Below are 16,777 nucleotides of genomic sequence, written 5' to 3'. Positions count from 1 at the left end.
CGAACCGCCCGCCGGCCTCCTCCCAAGCCTGGGCCCACCACCGGCCGACGGCTTCCCGCCCACCCTGCACGCGGCCACCCCGAAGACGACCACCTCCGGGACCACCCCACCCAGAAAAGCCCCAAGCTCACCGCCGGCAGCAGTTCAAACCACCCCGGCCGGCACAGGCACCCCACCCCCACCGACAAGGCGACCCAGCGACCAGGCACCGGCCCCGAAGCCGGGACACAACCCATGCGCCACGTTCCCGGACTTCCGCAGGGACTACTGCGACCGCCTGCTCAACAAGCGCGGCTGAGCCAACGCAAAGAGGCAACAAGGCCGGCTCAGCCGGTCTGCGTGCGTTGTCACGGCGAGAACCACGTCCGGCTGCCGGCCACCGGACGAGGCCGCCCGCCGGAGTCGGCGGGCGGCGTGGGCGGCGGCTTGCCGTAACGGAAAAGGCCCGAAAGCGACGGCCTGCCGTAACGGAAAAGGCCCGAAACAGACGGCCCGCCGTAACGGAAAAGGCGCGAAAGAGACGACCCCGCCGCAACAGAGCAGGCCGGTAAAAGCACTAAAGAGCGGAACAAGACGGCGCGGGCAGCGGCGCCGGACGCCCGATGGTGGGCATGCCGAGGGAAACTCCCTTGGACGGCACAGAAGAACCCCCCTGCCGGGACTGCCAGGAGTCGCCGGCGCGGGTGCGGCGAAGTGACACGACAGCGCCATCCGCGACCAGGTGATGGGGCGCCGCGTAGGTGACCTCGACCGTCACCATGTCGCCGGGCCGCGGCGTCTCGCTGTCGCCCACCGCGAAGTGCACCAGCCGGTTGTCCCCCGCGCGCCCGCTGAGCCGCAGCGTGGCCGCGTCCTTGCGGCCCTCGCCCTCCGCGACCAGCACCTCCAGCGTCCGCCCGACCTGCTTCTTGTTCTCCGCCCAGGAGATCTCCTCCTGCAGCGCCACCAGCCGCTCGTACCGCTCCTGCACGACCTCCTTGGGCAGTTGGTCCGGCATGGTCGCCGCGGGCGTGCCGGGCCGGATGGAGTACTGGAAGGTGAAGGCGTTGGCGAAGCGCGACTCGCGCACCACGTCCAGCGTGGCCTGGAAGTCCTCCTCGGTCTCGCCGGGGAAGCCCACGATGATGTCGGTGGAGATCGCCGCGTCGGGCATCGCCTCCCGGACCCGCGAGATGATCCCGAGATAACGCTCGGCCCGGTACGAACGGCGCATGGCCTTCAGCACCCGGTCGGATCCCGACTGCAACGGCATGTGCAACTGGTGCATCACGTTGGGCGTCTCGGCCATGGCGGCGATCACGTCGTCGGTGAACGCGGCCGGGTGCGGCGAGGTGAAGCGGACCCGCTCCAGCCCCTCGACCGTCCCGCAGGCGCGCAGCAGCTTGCCGAAGGCGAGCCGGTCGCCGAACTCCACGCCGTAGGTGTTGACGTTCTGGCCCAGCAGCGTCACCTCGAGGACGCCCTGGTCGACCAGCGTCTGGACCTCGGCCAGCACGTCGCCGGGCCGCCGGTCCTTCTCCTTGCCGCGCAACGACGGCACGATGCAGAACGTGCAGGTGTTGTTGCAGCCGACCGAGATCGCCACCCACGCCGCGTAGGCCGACTCGCGCTTGGTCGGCAGCGTCGACGGGAAGACCTCCAGCGACTCCTTGAGCTCGACCTGCGCCTCACCGGCGATCCGCGCGCGCTCCAGCAGCACCGGCAGTGATCCGATGTTGTGGGTGCCGAACACGACGTCCACCCACGGCGCCTTGCGGACGATCTCGCCCTGGTCCTTCTGCGCCAGGCAGCCGCCGACGGCGATCTGCATGCCGGGGTTGCCGACCTTGGCGGGACGCAGGTGGCCGAGGTTGCCGTAGAGGCGGTTGTCGGCGTTCTCCCTGACGGCGCAGGTGTTGAAGACGACCACGTCGGCGGTCTGTCCGTCCGGCGCGGCCACGTAGCCCGCGTCCTCCAGCAGGCCCGACAGCCGCTCGGAGTCGTGCACGTTCATCTGGCACCCGTATGTGCGCACTTCGTAGGTGCGGGCGCTCTCCTGGGTAACAGTCATCGCACGTTCAAGGGTAGTCGTTGTACGGCTTGCGCCGTCCCCCTCGCCGGCTAAAACTCCAGCTTGGTGGCGTGATGTGATCGGATCGGTACCGCCCGGTTAGTGACCAGCGTCCTTACGCCCCTTAGGTTGCATCCATGACGGAGAACGGGCACGCGTCTCCACTAGTACAAATGGAGAACGTCAACAAGCACTTCGGGGCGCTGCACGTCCTGAGGGACATCAACCTGACCGTCTCCCGTGGCGAGGTCCTGGTCGTGATCGGCCCTTCGGGTGGAGGGAAGTCCACGCTCTGCCGTACCATCAACCGGCTTGAGACCATCGACGACGGGAAGATCGTCTTCGACGGACAGGTGCTCCCGGACGAGGGCAAGGCGCTGGCCAAGCTCCGGTCCGAGGTCGGGATGGTGTTCCAGTCGTTCAACCTCTTCGCCCACAAGACGATCCGCGAGAACGTCACCCTGGGTCCCACGAAGGTGCGCGGCACGGCGAAGGACCAGGCCGACAAGCGGGCCATGGAGCTGCTGGAACGGGTGGGCATCGCGACCCAGGCGGACAAGTATCCCGCGCAGCTCTCGGGTGGGCAGCAGCAGCGCGTCGCGATCGCCAGGGCGCTGGCGATGGATCCGAAGATGATCCTCTTCGACGAGCCCACCTCGGCCCTGGACCCGGAGATGGTCCAGGAGGTTCTCGACGTCATGATCGGGCTCGCGCGCGACGGGATGACCATGATGGTCGTCACGCACGAGATGGGGTTCGCACGCAGGGCGGCAAACCGGGTCGTGTTCATGGCCGACGGCCAGATCGTCGAGGAGAACACCCCTGACGAGTTCTTCACCAACGCCCAGACCGACCGGGCGCGGGACTTCCTGTCGAAGATCCTCACGCACTGAAGATTGAGGTAGAGACTCATGTACAAGCGTCGAATCGGCGTCGCGGGCGCCGTGGCCGCACTCGCGGTCGGACTGGCGGCCTGTGGCGGCGGCGGGGGCGGCAGCTACTCGACCGTGGTCGACAAGGTGACGGGTGCCAGCGAGGTCATCGTCGGCACCAAGTGGGACCAGCCCAGCCTGGGGCTGAAGACCGGCAACGAGCCCGTCGGCTACGACGTCGACATGGCCAAGGCCGTCATCAAGGAGCTGGCCGGCGGCAAGGATGTCAAGATCACCTGGAAGGAGGCGCCCTCCAAGAACCGCGAGGCGCTGCTCCAGAACGGCACCGTTGACATCATCTTCGCCACCTACTCCATCACCGAGGAGCGCAAGGGCAAGGTCTCCTTCGCCGGGCCGTACATCGTCGCCCACCAGGACACCATGGTGCGCGCGGACGACGCGGCGATCGCCAAGGCGATGGACCTCAAGGACAAGCGCATCTGCCAGGCCGCCGGCTCCAACTCCTACAAGCGCATCACCGACCCGCCGCCGGACGGCAAGCTGGGCCTGCCGGCCAAGCTGGTCGGCGCGAGCAACTACTCGGAGTGCGTGCAGAAGCTGAGCGGCTCGAACCTCGACGCGGTCACCACCGACGACCTGATCCTGGCGGGCTTCGCCAAGCAGGCCGGCGGCAACTTCAAGATCCTCGGTGACCCGTTCACCGACGAGAAGTACGGCATCGGCCTGAAGAAGGGCGACACCAAGACCTGCGAGGCGGTCAACAAGGCCGTCACCGCGCTGTACCAGAAGGGCGAGGCCCAGAAGATCTGGACCACGTGGTTCGGCGACGCCAAGGGGCTGACGGCGCCCACCGCCGCGCCGCCCTTCGAGGGTTGCGCGTAAGGACACGCCCATGTCGCGGCGGCCGGTGAACCGGCCGCCGCTGCTATATGCGGTGGAGCACAATGGACGAACTCATTGAATACGGGCCGGACCTTCTCAAGGGCTTCCTGGTCAACCTTCAACTGTCGGCGATCTGCACGGTCCTCGCACTGGTCCTGGGCACGATCCTGGTGGCGATGCGCGTCTCCCCGATCCCGGTCCTGCGGGCCGCGGGCACGACCGTCGTCAACGTCGTCAGGAACACGCCGCTGACGCTGCTGCTGGCGTTCAGCGCGCTGGGCCTGAGCGACACGCTCGGGCTGACGTTCTCGCAGGAGCCCTACGACAACGCGTTCTGGCTGGTCGTGATGGCCATGTCCGTCTACGCCTCGACGTTCGTGTGCGAGGCGCTGCGCTCGGGCATCAACACGGTCCCGATGGGCCAGGCGGAGGCGGCCCGCGCGGTCGGGCTGACGTTCCTGCAGACGCTGCGGCTGATCATCCTCCCGCAGGCCTTCCGCGCCGTCATCGCCCCGCTGGGCAGCGTGATCATCGCGTTGATCAAGAACACCACGGTGGCCCAGGCCGGCGGTCTGCTGGCCGACGCGGCGTTCGTGATGTACGACACCTTCGACACCACGGGTGTCTCCATCCCGATCTTCATCGGGCTCGTCATCGCCTTCATGGCGGTCACCCTCCCGATCGGCTGGTTCACCGGCTGGCTGGCCAAGCGACTGGCGGTGGCGCGATGACCCAGCAGCAGGCAACCGTCCTCTACGACGCGCCCGGACCCAAGGCGCGCCTGCGCAACAACCTCTACACGCTGATCACGGTGGTCGCCCTGCTGGGCATCGCCGCGTACGTGGTGTTCAAGCTCAACGAGAAGGGCCAGTTCGCCGGCAACATCTGGGCGCCGTTCTTCGAGTGGGAGACCTGGAACCAGTACCTGATCCCCGGTGTGCAGGGCACGCTGACGGCGGCGGTGCTGGCCTCGATCTTCGCGCTGGTCTTCGGCGCCGTGTTCGGCCTGGCCAGGCTCTCCGACCACAAGTGGATCAGGATCCCGGCCGGCTGGGTGGTGGAGGTCTTCCGCGCCATCCCGCTGCTGCTGCTGATCTTCTTCATCTGGTTCCTGGCGCCCGAGCTGATGGGCGGCGGCGACTACGGCCTGCTGGCGCTGGTGATCGGCCTGACCCTGTACAACGGGTCGGTGCTGGCCGAGGTCGTGCGGGCCGGCGTGCTCGCCGTGCCGAGGGGCCAGTCGGAGGCGGCGTACGCGATCGGCATGCGCAAGAGCGGCGTCATGCGGCTGATCCTGCTCCCGCAGGCGCTCACCGCGATGATGCCCGCGGTGGTGAGCCAGCTCGTCGTCCTGCTCAAGGACACCGCGCTCGGCTACATCATCACCTACATCGACCTGCTGAACATGGGCTTCAAGATCCTGCCTTCGGTGCATTTCGGCACGAAGCTGGTCGCGGCCATCTTCATCGGTGTCTTCTACATCGGGCTCAACATGCTGCTGAGCTGGTTCGCCACCTGGCTGGAGCGGCGCAGCCGCCGCAGCCGCAAGACCGCGGCCAAGCCGGTGGCCCTGACCACCGACATGGGCAACATGGCCTGAGTTCGTGAGGGGTGGTTCCGCCGGACCACCCCTCACGAGCGGCCTTTTTCCGGCAGGATGCGGGCTATGCCGTGGCCTTCCCCCATCTCCACCACCGACGTCGCGCGCGCGGGTCTGCGACTGGGCTGGCCCAGCGCCCAGTCAGGGCAGGTGTGGTGGACAGAGGACCGTCCCGACGAGGGCGGCCGCACGACGATCATGCACAGGGCCGCCGACGGCTCACGGCGCGAGCTGCTGCCCGCCCCGTGGAACGCCCGCACCCGCGTCCACGAGTACGGCGGGCGTCCCTACGCCGTCACCCCCGACGACCGGATCGTCTTCACCCACCTGGCCGACCAGCGCCTCCACCTCCTCGACGGCGAGCCACGGCCGCTCACCCCCGACGACGGCGCCCGCTACGCCGACCTGCTGGTCCGCGACGACCAGGTCTGGTGCGTGCGCGAGCGCCACACCGGTGAAGGCAAGGTCGTGCGCGCGATCGTCTCGGTCCCGTTGGAGGGCGGCGACGCGCGCGAATGGGTGACCGGCGCCGACTTCTACGCCGCGCCCGCCCTGTCCCCCGACGGCCGCCACCTGGCCTACATCTGCTGGAACCACCCGCGCATGCCCTGGAACGGCACCGAACTGCGGGTGCTCCGCCTCGAGGACGGCTCCTCCTGGACGGTCAAGGGCGGCACCTCGGAGTCGGTCCTGTCGCCGCAGTGGAAGGACGACCAGACGCTCTACCTGGTCTCCGACTGGTCGGGCTGGTGGAACCTCTACCAGATCACCATGTACGGCACTTCCTCCCAGGCACTGTTCCCCGCCGAGGAGGAGTTCGCGTGGCCGCTGTGGGTGCTGGGCGGCCGGCCGTACCTGCCGCTCGACGACGGGCGGCTCGCGGTCGTGCACGGCCGCGGCGACCTGCGCCTGGCGCTGCTCGACCCCGACTCGGGCGAGCTCGCCGACCTCGACGTCCCCTATGACGGGTGGGAGCCCAAGCTCGCCGCCGACGGCACGTCTCTGGTCGGGCTCGGGTACGGCGGCGCCGTCCCCCGCTCGGTGGTCAGGATCGACACGGTCACCGGCCGGGTGGAGGCGCTGCGGCGCGGCATCGACGAACTGCCCGACGTCGCCTACCTGCCCACGCCGCGCGCGGTGGAGTTCCAGGGCAGGTTCGGACGGCACGTGCACGGCTTCCTCTACCCGCCCGCGAACCCGGAGGCCGAGCGGGAGGGCCGCCCGCCGTACGTGGTGTTCGTGCACGGCGGCCCCACCGGGCACGCGCAGTCGGAGCTCGACCTGGAGAAGGCGTTCTTCACCTCGCGCGGCATCGGGGTGCTCGACGTCAACTACGGGGGCTCCAGCGCGTACGGCAGGGCCTACCGCGACCGGCTCAAAGGCCAGTGGGGCGTCGTCGACGTCGAGGACACGGTCGCCGCGGCCGAATGGCTGGCCGCCGAGGGCCACGCCGACCCCGCCAGGATCGCGGTGCGCGGCGGCAGCGCGGGCGGCTGGACGGTGATGGCCGCGTGCTGCCGTTCCGACGTGTTCGCCGGAGGCGTCTCCTACTACGGCGTCAGCGCCCTGGCCCCGCTCATCGCGCACACCCACGACTTCGAGTCGCGCTACATGGAGTGGCTGGTCGGCGCCGACGAGTCCGTCTACGCCGAGCGCGAGCCGCTGGCGCTGGTGTCCGGGGTGTCCTGCCCGATGCTGCTGCTCCAGGGGCTCGACGACCCGATCGTGCCGCCGGACCAGTCGAGCGCGTTCGCCGACGCGCTGTCCGAGCGGGGCATCGCGTGCACGTACCTGGCGTTCGAGGGCGAGTCCCACGGCTTCCGGCGGGCGGAGACCCGCACCACCGCGCTGGCCGCGGAACTCGCCTTCTACCAGCAGATCTTCGGCTAGCTCTGGCCGATGACCAGCGGCGGCCGCCCGCCCACCCGCTCGATCACGTCGGTGACACGGAAGAGCGGGTGGTCGGTGGTGCCGAGGAACCGGAAGATCCCCCACAGATGGGTCAGATGCTCCACCGTGTACGGGTCCCCGTACCGCTCCATCGCCCGCTCTTCCCAGACCTCCGGTGCGACGTCCACGTACTCCAGGCCGAGCGCCGCCGCGGCCTGCCCGATCGTCGTCATCTGCCCGGTGAGCGGCACGACCGGGTCGACCGGCCCCGGTTCCTCCAGGAACCCGGCGGCGACCCTGGCCACGTCCTCGGCGGCGATGAGCGGGATCCTCGTGTCCGGCGCTCCCAGCGGCAGGCCCAGCTCGCGCTCGTCCGCCGCCACCTGGAGGTTCTCGAAGAAGACCGCGGCCCGCAAATGCACCGCACCGACTCCGGCCCAGTCGAAGACCTGCTCCGAGAGCCAGTGGCGGCGCATGCGCGGGGTGAACGCCTCCGGTGAGGCGTCGAGCTGCGACACCTCCACGACCCGTTCGACCCCGGCCCGCTGGGCCGCGGCGGCGAACGCGGCGGTGGCGTCGAGCAGCCCGGCGGTGACCGGGTAGGTGAAGTAGGCCCGCGAGACGCCCTCGAAGGCCGGGATCACCTGGGAGATCTCCCGCAGGTCCCCGACCGCCACCTCGGCGCCGCGTTTGCGTAGCTCCTCGGCCCGGTGGTCGTCCTGGCGGACGAACGCCCGCACCTGGTGCCCGCGGTCGAGCAGCAGCTCGGCGACCATGCGTCCGGTCGCGCCCTGGGAACCGCCCGCGGCTCCGGTGACCAAGATCATCGTTACGCCCTTCGGTGATCAGGAGGAGGTGGGAGGTTCGGGCAGGGTCAGGGTGAACAGGCCGAGCCGTTCCAGATCCCGCAGGAACGGACCGGCGGCGAACGCCTGCGCCGGGCCGTAAACGCCCGGACCCCCGGGACCGCGCCCGTCGGCCAGCCGGACAGCGGCCTCCACCGAGGCGACCGCGCTCTCCTTCCACAGGTCCCGGCCGCTGGCCTGACCTGCCCGGTTGCCGTCGGCGGTCACCGCCTGGACGGCCACGGTGAAGCGCGATCCGGCGCGGGTGCCGGCGTCGACGTGCTCGTTGGTGAAGGCCCGCTCGTCGCTGAAGGTGTCGGCCGTGAGCTGCGCCTCCACCCTCCTGGCGCGCACGTGGCGGGGGATGGTCACGACGTCCGAGGACGGGAGTGGGGCGATCATGGTACGCGGGCCCAGCGGCGGCGGGAAGGGATAGACGGCGTTGCGCGGTTCGAGATCGCCGACGTGGAAGGCGCCGTCGGTGTAGGTGATCCGCCGGGTGTCGGCGAACAGCAGCTCGGCGGTCCCCTTCGCGCCGGTCGTCAGCATCCAGTCGCTCACGGCGTAGCCGACCGTGATCCGCTCGAACTCCCCCATACCATCCGCGACCGCGCCCGCGAGCAGGTCACCAAGCCCGCCGTAGAAGCTCATCGCGGTGACCATGGTGATGCCCGCGGCCTGGGCGCGGGCGTCCATCTCCGCGAACATCCAGGCGGTGTGGTGCTGTTCCAGCGCGTGGTCGACGTAGTGGCAGCCGCCGTCGGCGGCGGCCCGCGCGAGCGGCTTTCCGGTGTGGGTGAACGGCCCCGCGCACTGGATCAGCACGTCCGCCTCGGCGGCCAGCTCCCGCAGGGCCGCCGAGTCGTCCAGCGCTGCCTGACGCACCCGGACCCCGCCGCCGAGCTCGTCGGCCATGGCCTTGAGCCTGCCGTCGTCGCGGCCGGCCAGGATGACGTCCGCGCCCCGGGCGCGTAACTCGGCGGTGGCCAGGCGGCCGGTGTGGCCGGTGGCTCCGTAGACGGCGATGTTCACGGGCTAGCCTCCATGTTCCATACTGGCGGTAGGTAACTTGCCTCCGAAGTTACGTACCGCGAGTATGGAAGTCAATGGGGAGCACGAAGATGACGCGCCGCACCCAGGCGGAGCGCTCGGACACGACCACGTCGCAGCTCATCGGCGCGGCGCGAAAGCTGTTCGGCGAGTACGGCTACGCCGCCACCTCCATCGACGCCGTCGCCGCCACGGCCGGGGTCACCAAGGGCGCCGCCTACCACCACTTCGAGGGCAAGCTCGGGCTGTTCCGCGCCACGTTCACCCGTGCACAGGAAGAGCTCGCCACCCACCTGGAAGAGGTCGGCGCCGCCTCGCCCGACACGTGGACGGCGTTGCGGCGCGGGTGCCGCACGTTCCTGGAACACTGCCTGGACCCGGGCTTCCGCCGCATCGTCCTGCTGGACGCGCCTTCGGTGCTGGGCTGGGAGGAGGTACGCCAGATCCAGCATGCGAGCGTCCTTCGCGTCTTGCTGAACGCGATGCGGGCCACCGACGCGCATCTGGCGTCGGAGACCCTGACGATCCGGGGGCAGTTGATGTTCGGCGCCCTGTGTGAGGCGGGCATGCTGCTGGCCCGCTCCCCCGACCCCAAGGCCGCCCTGGGCCCCATAACCACCCAGGCCGACATCCTCCTGACCGCCCTCCACAACCCCTGACCCCACCCTTCTCTGGCCTCTGCCCATGAGCTCCTGGATTGCCGGGCCGCGGGAAAGGGCTGGCGAAGGGCCGTTGCGGTGGGGACCACGTCCGACGTGAGAGGCGATCCCCCCGACCTGCGCCGGCGCACGTCGGCGGGTGGGGGGTGCGGTGGCTGGGCCGTACGGGGCCATTGAAGGACTTACCGGGCGAACTCCGTGGCGCGGGACTCGCGGACGACGGTGATGCGGATCTGGCCCGGGTAGGTGAGCTCTTCTTCGACCTGTTTGGCCACGTCGCGGGCGATCACCTGGGCCTGGATGTCGTCGATCGCGTCCGGCTTCACCATCACGCGGATCTCGCGCCCGGCCTGCATGGCGAACACCTTTTCCACGCCGTCGTACGACTGCGCGATCTCCTCCAGCCGCTCCAGCCGCTTCACATACGCCTCCAGCGACTCCCGGCGCGCGCCCGGCCTGCTGCCGGAGATGGCGTCGGCCGCCTGGGTCAGCACGGCCTCGACCGTGCGGACCTCGACCTCGTTGTGGTGGGCCTCGATGGCGTGCACCACGTCCTCGGCCTCGCCGTAGCGCCGGGCGATCTCCGCGCCGATCAGCGCGTGCGAGCCCTCAACCTCGTGCGTGAGCGCCTTGCCGATGTCGTGGAGCAGAGCGCAGCGCTTCATGAGCGCCTGGTCCATCTTGAGCTCGGCGGCCATGATGCCGGCGATGTGGGCGGACTCGATGAGGTGCTTGAGAACGTTCTGCCCATAGGAGGTGCGGTATCGGAGCTGCCCGAGCAGCAGGGTGAGTTCGGGGTGCATGTCCGTGATGCCCAGCTCGACCAGGGCGTCCTCGCCGGCCCGCGCGCACAGGTCCGCCACCTCCTGGCGGCTGCGGTCGTGCGCCTCTTCGATGCGTTGCGGGTGGATACGCCCGTCGAGCACGAGCTTTTCCAGGGTCAGCCTGGCAGTCTCCCGGCGTACCGGGTCGAAACACGACAGCAGCACCGCTTCGGGGGTGTCGTCGATGATCAGATTCACGCCCGTCGTGGACTCGAACGCGCGGATGTTGCGCCCCTCGCGGCCGATGATGCGGCCCTTCATCTCATCGCCCGGCAGGTGCAGCACGCTGACCACCGACTCGGCCGTCTGCTCGGCCGCGACACGCTGAACGGCCAGCGTCACGATCTTGGTGGCCCGCTTCTCGCCCTCCTTGCGCGCGGCGCCCTCGATCTCCCGGATGATCAGCGCCGCCTCGCGCTTGGCCTGGTTCTCGATCTCCTTGACCAGCTCGGACTTGGCCTGGTCCGCGCTCAGCCCGGAGACCCGCTCCAGGATGGCCCGGCGTTCGTCCTCGACCTGCAGAAGCTCCTCGCGCCGCCCGGCCAGCTCCGTCTCGGTCTCGGCCAGCTTGCGGTCGCGCTCGCTCTGCCGCCGCGCCTCCTCGTCCAGCCGCTGCTCACGCTCGGCCAGCCGGCCCTCCCGGCGTTCGAGGTCGGTGCGCAGCTCCTTGAGCTCGGACTTCAGGATGCGGCTCTCCTCCTCGACCTCCCGCCGCATCTGGGTCGCGCTCGCCGCCGCCTGCTCAGACCTGCGCAGAATGTCCTCGGCGTCGATCTCCGCCTTGGCGCGGATCTCCCCGGCCTCGGCGCGCGCGAGATCCAGTTCCCCCTGAACCGCCGCCTCCTGCTCGGGGGACGGCTTCGCCGTACCCGGTCCGTGTCCTGACGTACGCCGCAGCACGACCACCAGCGTCGCCATCGTCACGAACACCATCAGGAGCACAGCCACCAGCAACACCACGACCAGCGGATCCATGTGCTCCCCGCCCTCCTCGCGTCAAAAGACTTTCCAAACGCGGCCTAAAAACGGGAGGGGTCACGTGCGCGGCACAGACAGCCCGATCGGCGTGTGGTCCGATATCAAGCCAAGACCGACCGGGCGTCGGCCCACGTGGCCAACACCTCGCCTGTCTCGGTCAATCGAGCTCGCTCGTACGTCGTTCACCGGTATGGCAATCCGCGCTGCGCGGAGTAACTCCTCACTGCCGTCGAGGTTATGCGTCGAACAAGTCACGAGCAAGCAAACGCATCATCAAGCGTGTCTTACCGGCCACTTCTTACCAATTCAGACACTTATCCCACCCAACACCCCAAACACCCCCAATGTCCCAACCCCACCCACCACCAACCCCAGAACCCGCCCCTCCCAAGCAACCTCAACCCCCTTGAGAAGCCCCCTCACGAGATGCACCAAGGCTTCCGCCACCCCACAACCGGCCCGCCACAACCGGTCTGCCACAGCCGGTGCGCTGGATGGCCGGTGCGCTGGATAGCCGGTGCGCTGGATAGTCGGTTTGCCGGATGGCGGTTTGCCGGAGAACCGCTGCGCCGGGATGCCCATCTGCTGAGGAGGGCCGGTGCTGAGGAGGGGCCGGTACCAGGGGGCCGGTGCCAGGAGGGCCAGTGTGCCGGGAACCCGTGGGCCGGACGGCGGGTGTGCCGGACAGCGCGCCTCACGGCTGGGCACTGAGCGGACACAACCCGGGCACGTGTCACAGCGGCCGGGCAGGGTGGCTCGACGGGCGGCGGGTGTGCCGGGGAGTTCGTGGGCCGGTCACCGAGCGGGCGTTCTCCCCAGGCACTCGGCTCGCAGGGGCCGGGCGGCGTGGCTGGGTGCTGACCCCCGCGAGAGGTGGGGCGGAGCGGGGGCCGCATCGCGGGGGTGCCGGCTCAGGCAGGTGGTGTGAGGTGGTTAGGGAAAGTCGTCCTCTATTTCCACGCCCTCCTGCTCCAACGCCTCCCGGATGACCCGGAACGCCAGCCCGCCCGAGTACCCCTTGCGCGCCAGCATCCCGGCGAGTCGGCGTGTTCTGACCTGAGGGTCGAGCCCCCGGGTGGAGGACAGTTTGCGGTCCACCAGTCGCCGGGCGGTCTCTGCCTCCTGGTCGGAGTCGAGGCGTTCGACCGCGTCCTTGACCGTGTCATTGTCGACGCCCCGGTGCCGGAGTTCGGCGGCCAGGGCGCGCCGGGCCAGGCCGCGGCCGTGGTGGCGGGAGTCGACCCACGCCTCCGCGAACGCCTCGTCGTTGATCAGCCCCAGCTCGGTGAACCGATCGAGTACGGCGTTGGCCGCCTCCTCCGGCACCTCCCGCTTACGCAGGGCCTCGGCCAACTGCGCCCGGGTCTTGGGCGCCAGCGTGAGCATCCTCAGAACGACACCCCGCGCCACCGCCTCGGGATCAGCCGGTGGCCCAGAGCCCGCCGTACTCCCCTCGTCCGGCCCGTCCGGCAGCCAACCCCCCGAACCACTCCTACGACCTGAACCGCCCCAGCGGCCCGAACCACCCGAGCGACCTGAACCACCCGAACGGCCCGAACCACCCGAACCACCCGAGCCATCCGAACGGGTGGAACCTCCAAAGCCGCCCGATCCGTCCGATCCGTCCGACGACCGGCGCCGGGAACCACGGCCCGAGCCTCTGCTGCCCTTGGCCCCACGCCCAGACCGTCCACCACTCCGCGAGCCCCGCTGCTCACCCCGCGCAGCCTCTCCTGCGGGCTCCCCGAAAAGCCCCCCACCAGCCGCCGGCGGCCCCGGCTCATCAAAGAGCCCCCGATCGGGCAGCGGCTCGTCGAAGAGCCCCCGGTCGAGCACAGGCTCCTCAAAAAGCCCCTGGTCAGGCACCGACGGCACGGGCTCGTCCACGAGCCCTCGATCGGGCACCCCCTGCGCGGGCTCGTCGCTGAGCCGCCGATCGGGCACCCCCTGCGCGGGGTCAGCAAAGAACCCTTGGTCAGGCTCGGCCGAGGTGTCGGAGTCACCCCAACCGGTCCAGGGAGCGGGACCAGTCGAAGCTTGGAACGCCTCGGGCTCACGCTCGGCAGCCGGAGTCGGTGGCTGCCGGGTGGCGCGTACCTCCTCCAGCGAGGACGGCCAGCCGTCCACAGCCCCGCCACCGCGACGCGAGCCACCATCCGCCGCCCCGCCACCGCGGCGAGAGTCGCCACGACTGGAGCCGCCCGTGAAGCCACCGTCGCGACCGGAACCGCCCGCAGTACCACCTCGGCGCCGGGAGCCGTCTGTGAGACCGCCGCCATGACCGGATCCGCCCGTCGAACCGCCACCGCGCCCAGAGCCGTCCGTGGAGTCGCCGTCGCGGGCGGAGCCGGGTGTGGGGCCGGTGCGGCGGCGGCCACTCTTGTCTCGGCGTGGGCTGTCCGGCCAGGCGCCCCAGTCGTTGGGGTGAGGCGCCTGTGCCGGGTCGTCGTCGCTCATGTGCCGACCGATCAGACGTCACCGGGCTTCGGCGCGGCAGCGGCCTTGGCGGCGCGGCCCGTCGGAGCGGCGGGCGCCGTCGGTGCGGCGGCGGCCGCGGCAGCCGGGGCGGAGTCGGCCGGGGCGTCCAGGCGCGGGCCGACACCCAGCTTGTCCTTGATCTTCTTCTCGAGCTCGTTGGCCATGTCGGGGTGGTTCTTCAGGAAGTTGCGGGCGTTCTCCTTGCCCTGGCCGAGCTGGTCGCCCTCGTAGGTGTACCAGGCGCCGGACTTGCGCACGAAGCCGTTCTCCACACCCATGTCGATCAGGCCGCCCTCGCGCGAGACGCCCACGCCGTAAAGGATGTCGAAGTCGGCCACGCGGAACGGCGGAGCCATCTTGTTCTTCACGACCTTGACCCGGGTACGGTTGCCGACCGCCTCCGTGCCGTCCTTCAGGGTCTCGATGCGGCGGATGTCGAGGCGGACCGAGGCGTAGAACTTCAGCGCCTTGCCGCCGGTCGTGGTCTCGGGCGAGCCGAACATGACGCCGATCTTCTCGCGGAGCTGGTTGATGAAGATGGCGGTGGTGCCGGTGCTGTTGAGGGCGCCGGCGACCTTGCGCAGCGCCTGGGACATGAGGCGGGCCTGCAGACCCACGTGGCTGTCGCCCATCTCGCCCTCGATCTCCGCCTTGGGGACCAGGGCGGCGACCGAGTCGATGACGATGATGTCGACGGCGCCCGACCTGATCAGCATGTCGGCGATCTCCAGCGCCTGCTCACCGGTGTCGGGCTGGGAGACCAGGAGGGCGTCGGTGTCGACGCCGAGCTTCTTCGCGTACTCGGGGTCGAGGGCGTGCTCGGCGTCGATGAAGGCGGCGATGCCGCCCGCGCGCTGGGCGTTGGCCACGGCGTGCAGGGCGACCGTCGTCTTACCCGAGGACTCGGGGCCGTAGATCTCGACGATCCTGCCCCGGGGGAGCCCGCCGATGCCGAGGGCCACGTCGAGCGCGATCGAACCCGTCGGGATCACCTCGATCGGCGCGCGGGCGTCGTCGCCGAGGCGCATGACGGAGCCCTTGCCGAACTGCCGCTCGATTTGCGCGAGGGCAGTCTCAAGGGCCTTCTCGCGGTCGTTGATAGCCATGGGAACTCCCCTGAAGGGTCGTGGTCCGGTCGGTCGAGTGAAAGCTACGGGCTGCCACCGACAATTTCCCGCCGTTGCCACGAAGTCGCGGTCCGGCGTGTTCATAGTAGCCGAACGACTGTTCGATCAACGCCCGAACACGCTACAACGAACCACGCCGCCAGGGGCCGGTGATGGCGAAGGTGATGCCCGGGGTCTGAATGTTGGCGAACAGCCACTTCCCGCTCGGGTCGAAGACCGATCCGCACCACTCCGAGCCTCGATAGTCGCCGGGCGGAACGCTCTTGCCGCGCACGCCGCCCTCCGGGATCACCACCGCGTTCTCCGCGAACGGGAAGATCTCGCCGTCCGAGGTGAGCCCGTGCAGGAACTCCGCGCCGCTCCCGTCCTCGCACAGCACGATCCCGCCGCGCGGGCTCACGCAGATGTTGTCGGGGTTGTTCAGCACGGAGGCGTCCGGCGAGGCGAACAGCACCCGCATCTTGTCGCGCCGCAGGTCGTACTCGAACACCTGGCCCTGGCCAGCGGGCCCGCCGCTGGTGCTGACGATGTAGACCTTGCGCCGGTGGTACCAGGCGCCTTCGAGCCTGCGGAAGGACGCGCCGCCCTTGGCGATGCCCTGCTCCACCACGGAGGTCTCGCCGGGCCCCGGGTCGGGCTCGTCGATGACGACCCATCCGATCTCCGGATAAACCGTCCCCGTCCCGTCGGCGTAGGTCGTGTAGGGGCCGTCGCCGATGGTCAGCATCTCCAGCGTGCCGCCCTTGCCCAGCTTGCCGCGCACGCGCGGGCGGAAGCGGTAGAGGCCGCTGGGAGTGGCGTCCTCGGTCTCGTACACGTACCCGGTCGCGGGGTCCACCGCGACGGCCTCGTGCGAGAACCTCCCCATCTCCTTGTACGGCACCGCGTCCGAGACCCCGTCATGGGGCACCTCGAAGATGTACCCGTGCCGCACCTCGCCGTTGACCAGCGTGGTCTCCTCGCACGACAGCCAGCTCCCCCACGGCGTGGGCCCGCCGGCGCAGTTGCGCACCGTTCCCGACAGCGAGGCCCACGACGCCAGCCAGGCGCCCCTGCGGGTGTCGAAGGCGAGGTTGGTGGTGCCGCCGCCGGCCTGGGGGTCGTAGTTGGGCGAGAAGTAGGCGCCGGTCAGGTCGCCGACCTCGTGGTTGCGGACCAGGACGGTCACGTGCGGCCCGCCGTACCGGAAGCCCCATCGCGGGCGGAAGGCGGCCATTCCGTCGTGCAGGGCGGGGGTGGGGCGGCCGTCGGTCATGCGGTCGCCGGTCCAGCCGTGGGAGATGTAGGAGAAGCCTTCTGGCAGTTTGAGCAGTTCGAGGCCGGTCGTGCGGTCGCGTACCGGACGCAGAGGACCGTAGTCGACGCTGAACGGGTGTTTCACCATCGTCGCGGCGTCGGCCGTGCGCGCCGAGAGCGCGGCGAGCGGCCCGCCGGCGGCCGCGCCGATCGCCGCGGTGCGTAAGAAGCGGCGCCTGTCGATGCTTGTCATGTTTGCACCCTC

13 protein-coding genes are annotated in these 16,777 nt (G+C 70.0%); 6 read left to right on the top strand and 7 right to left on the bottom strand.

What is annotated here, in order from left to right; genetic code table 11:
• Positions 1–556: 556 nt before the first annotated feature.
• The gene (gene miaB / locus ACIBEJ_RS22110) at positions 557–2,050 is read right to left on the bottom strand and encodes a tRNA (N6-isopentenyl adenosine(37)-C2)-methylthiotransferase MiaB (RefSeq protein WP_397184653.1); all 1,494 of its coding nucleotides are present in this window, start codon (positions 2,048–2,050) and stop codon (positions 557–559) included.
• A gap of 173 nt (positions 2,051–2,223) precedes the next feature.
• Here miaB and ACIBEJ_RS22105 point away from each other — a divergent pair, with 173 nt between their 5' ends.
• The 5 genes from ACIBEJ_RS22105 to ACIBEJ_RS22085 all read left to right on the top strand — a co-directional run bounded on the left by ACIBEJ_RS22105 (position 2,224) and on the right by ACIBEJ_RS22085 (position 7,315).
• Positions 2,224–2,943, top strand: coding sequence for an amino acid ABC transporter ATP-binding protein (locus tag ACIBEJ_RS22105; RefSeq protein WP_397184652.1), 720 nt, complete (start codon positions 2,224–2,226; stop codon positions 2,941–2,943).
• A gap of 18 nt (positions 2,944–2,961) precedes the next feature.
• Positions 2,962–3,825 carry a glutamate ABC transporter substrate-binding protein gene (locus tag ACIBEJ_RS22100; protein WP_397184651.1) on the top strand — a complete coding sequence of 288 codons (864 nt, stop codon included), beginning with the start codon at positions 2,962–2,964 and terminating at the stop codon, positions 3,823–3,825.
• 62 nt (positions 3,826–3,887) lie between these two features.
• Positions 3,888–4,556 carry an amino acid ABC transporter permease gene (locus tag ACIBEJ_RS22095; RefSeq protein WP_397184650.1) on the top strand — a complete coding sequence of 223 codons (669 nt, stop codon included), beginning with the start codon at positions 3,888–3,890 and terminating at the stop codon, positions 4,554–4,556.
• Positions 4,553–5,425 carry an amino acid ABC transporter permease gene (locus ACIBEJ_RS22090; protein WP_397184649.1) on the top strand — a complete coding sequence of 291 codons (873 nt, stop codon included), beginning with the start codon at positions 4,553–4,555 and terminating at the stop codon, positions 5,423–5,425. The genes ACIBEJ_RS22095 and ACIBEJ_RS22090 overlap by 4 nt, the downstream gene beginning before the upstream one ends.
• A 66-nt stretch (positions 5,426–5,491) precedes the next feature.
• On the top strand, positions 5,492–7,315 hold the full coding sequence (locus tag ACIBEJ_RS22085) for a prolyl oligopeptidase family serine peptidase (RefSeq protein WP_397184648.1): 1,824 nt from the start codon (positions 5,492–5,494) through the stop codon (positions 7,313–7,315).
• Here ACIBEJ_RS22085 and ACIBEJ_RS22080 read toward each other — a convergent pair.
• Together ACIBEJ_RS22080 and ACIBEJ_RS22075 are read right to left on the bottom strand one after the other, a co-directional pair.
• Complete coding sequence (locus tag ACIBEJ_RS22080; protein WP_397184647.1) at positions 7,312–8,142, bottom strand: NAD(P)H-binding protein; 831 nt, start codon at positions 8,140–8,142, stop codon at positions 7,312–7,314. The two genes, ACIBEJ_RS22085 and ACIBEJ_RS22080, sit on opposite strands and share 4 nt — an antisense overlap.
• An 18-nt stretch (positions 8,143–8,160) precedes the next feature.
• Positions 8,161–9,192: a saccharopine dehydrogenase NADP-binding domain-containing protein gene (locus ACIBEJ_RS22075; RefSeq protein WP_397184646.1), complete on the bottom strand. Its 1,032-nt coding sequence runs from the start codon at positions 9,190–9,192 to the stop codon at positions 8,161–8,163.
• Positions 9,193–9,281: 89 nt separating this feature from the next.
• Here ACIBEJ_RS22075 and ACIBEJ_RS22070 point away from each other — a divergent pair, with 89 nt between their 5' ends.
• Positions 9,282–9,869: a TetR/AcrR family transcriptional regulator gene (locus tag ACIBEJ_RS22070; RefSeq protein ID WP_397184645.1), complete on the top strand. Its 588-nt coding sequence runs from the start codon at positions 9,282–9,284 to the stop codon at positions 9,867–9,869.
• A gap of 182 nt (positions 9,870–10,051) precedes the next feature.
• On the opposite strand, the gene rny is transcribed toward ACIBEJ_RS22070, so the two are convergent.
• The 4 genes from rny to ACIBEJ_RS22050 form a co-directional block, all read right to left on the bottom strand.
• On the bottom strand, positions 10,052–11,668 hold the full coding sequence (gene rny, locus ACIBEJ_RS22065; protein ID WP_397184644.1) for a ribonuclease Y: 1,617 nt from the start codon (positions 11,666–11,668) through the stop codon (positions 10,052–10,054).
• A 936-nt stretch (positions 11,669–12,604) separates the two neighbouring features.
• Positions 12,605–14,128, bottom strand: a complete 1,524-nt coding sequence (recX, locus tag ACIBEJ_RS22060) for a recombination regulator RecX (protein ID WP_397184643.1) — start codon at positions 14,126–14,128, stop codon at positions 12,605–12,607.
• 11 nt (positions 14,129–14,139) lie between these two features.
• A complete protein-coding gene (recA, locus tag ACIBEJ_RS22055; protein WP_397184642.1) occupies positions 14,140–15,255 on the bottom strand; it encodes a recombinase RecA in 1,116 nt (371 codons plus the stop codon).
• Between the two features lie 142 nt (positions 15,256–15,397).
• Positions 15,398–16,765, bottom strand: coding sequence for an alkaline phosphatase PhoX (locus tag ACIBEJ_RS22050; RefSeq protein WP_397184641.1), 1,368 nt, complete (start codon positions 16,763–16,765; stop codon positions 15,398–15,400).
• Positions 16,766–16,777 lie beyond the last annotated feature (12 nt).

The sequence above is a fragment of the Nonomuraea sp. NPDC050790 genome (genome assembly GCF_044456745.1).
Lineage (GTDB): Bacteria > Actinomycetota > Actinomycetes > Streptosporangiales > Streptosporangiaceae > Nonomuraea.
Note: the sequence above shows the minus strand (reverse complement) of the source record. Positions and strands in the feature narration are given on the sequence as shown.

Coding starts and splice junctions, on each gene's coding strand:
- miaB (WP_397184653.1), bottom strand. CDS start 2,050: ATGACTGTTACCCAGGAGAGCGCCCGCACCTACGAAGTGCGCACATAC.
- ACIBEJ_RS22105 (WP_397184652.1), top strand. CDS start 2,224: ATGGAGAACGTCAACAAGCACTTCGGGGCGCTGCACGTCCTGAGGGAC.
- ACIBEJ_RS22100 (WP_397184651.1), top strand. CDS start 2,962: ATGTACAAGCGTCGAATCGGCGTCGCGGGCGCCGTGGCCGCACTCGCG.
- ACIBEJ_RS22095 (WP_397184650.1), top strand. CDS start 3,888: ATGGACGAACTCATTGAATACGGGCCGGACCTTCTCAAGGGCTTCCTG.
- ACIBEJ_RS22090 (WP_397184649.1), top strand. CDS start 4,553: ATGACCCAGCAGCAGGCAACCGTCCTCTACGACGCGCCCGGACCCAAG.
- ACIBEJ_RS22085 (WP_397184648.1), top strand. CDS start 5,492: ATGCCGTGGCCTTCCCCCATCTCCACCACCGACGTCGCGCGCGCGGGT.
- ACIBEJ_RS22080 (WP_397184647.1), bottom strand. CDS start 8,142: ATGATCTTGGTCACCGGAGCCGCGGGCGGTTCCCAGGGCGCGACCGGA.
- ACIBEJ_RS22070 (WP_397184645.1), top strand. CDS start 9,282: ATGACGCGCCGCACCCAGGCGGAGCGCTCGGACACGACCACGTCGCAG.
- rny (WP_397184644.1), bottom strand. CDS start 11,668: ATGGATCCGCTGGTCGTGGTGTTGCTGGTGGCTGTGCTCCTGATGGTG.
- recX (WP_397184643.1), bottom strand. CDS start 14,128: ATGAGCGACGACGACCCGGCACAGGCGCCTCACCCCAACGACTGGGGC.
- recA (WP_397184642.1), bottom strand. CDS start 15,255: ATGGCTATCAACGACCGCGAGAAGGCCCTTGAGACTGCCCTCGCGCAA.
- ACIBEJ_RS22050 (WP_397184641.1), bottom strand. CDS start 16,765: ATGACAAGCATCGACAGGCGCCGCTTCTTACGCACCGCGGCGATCGGC.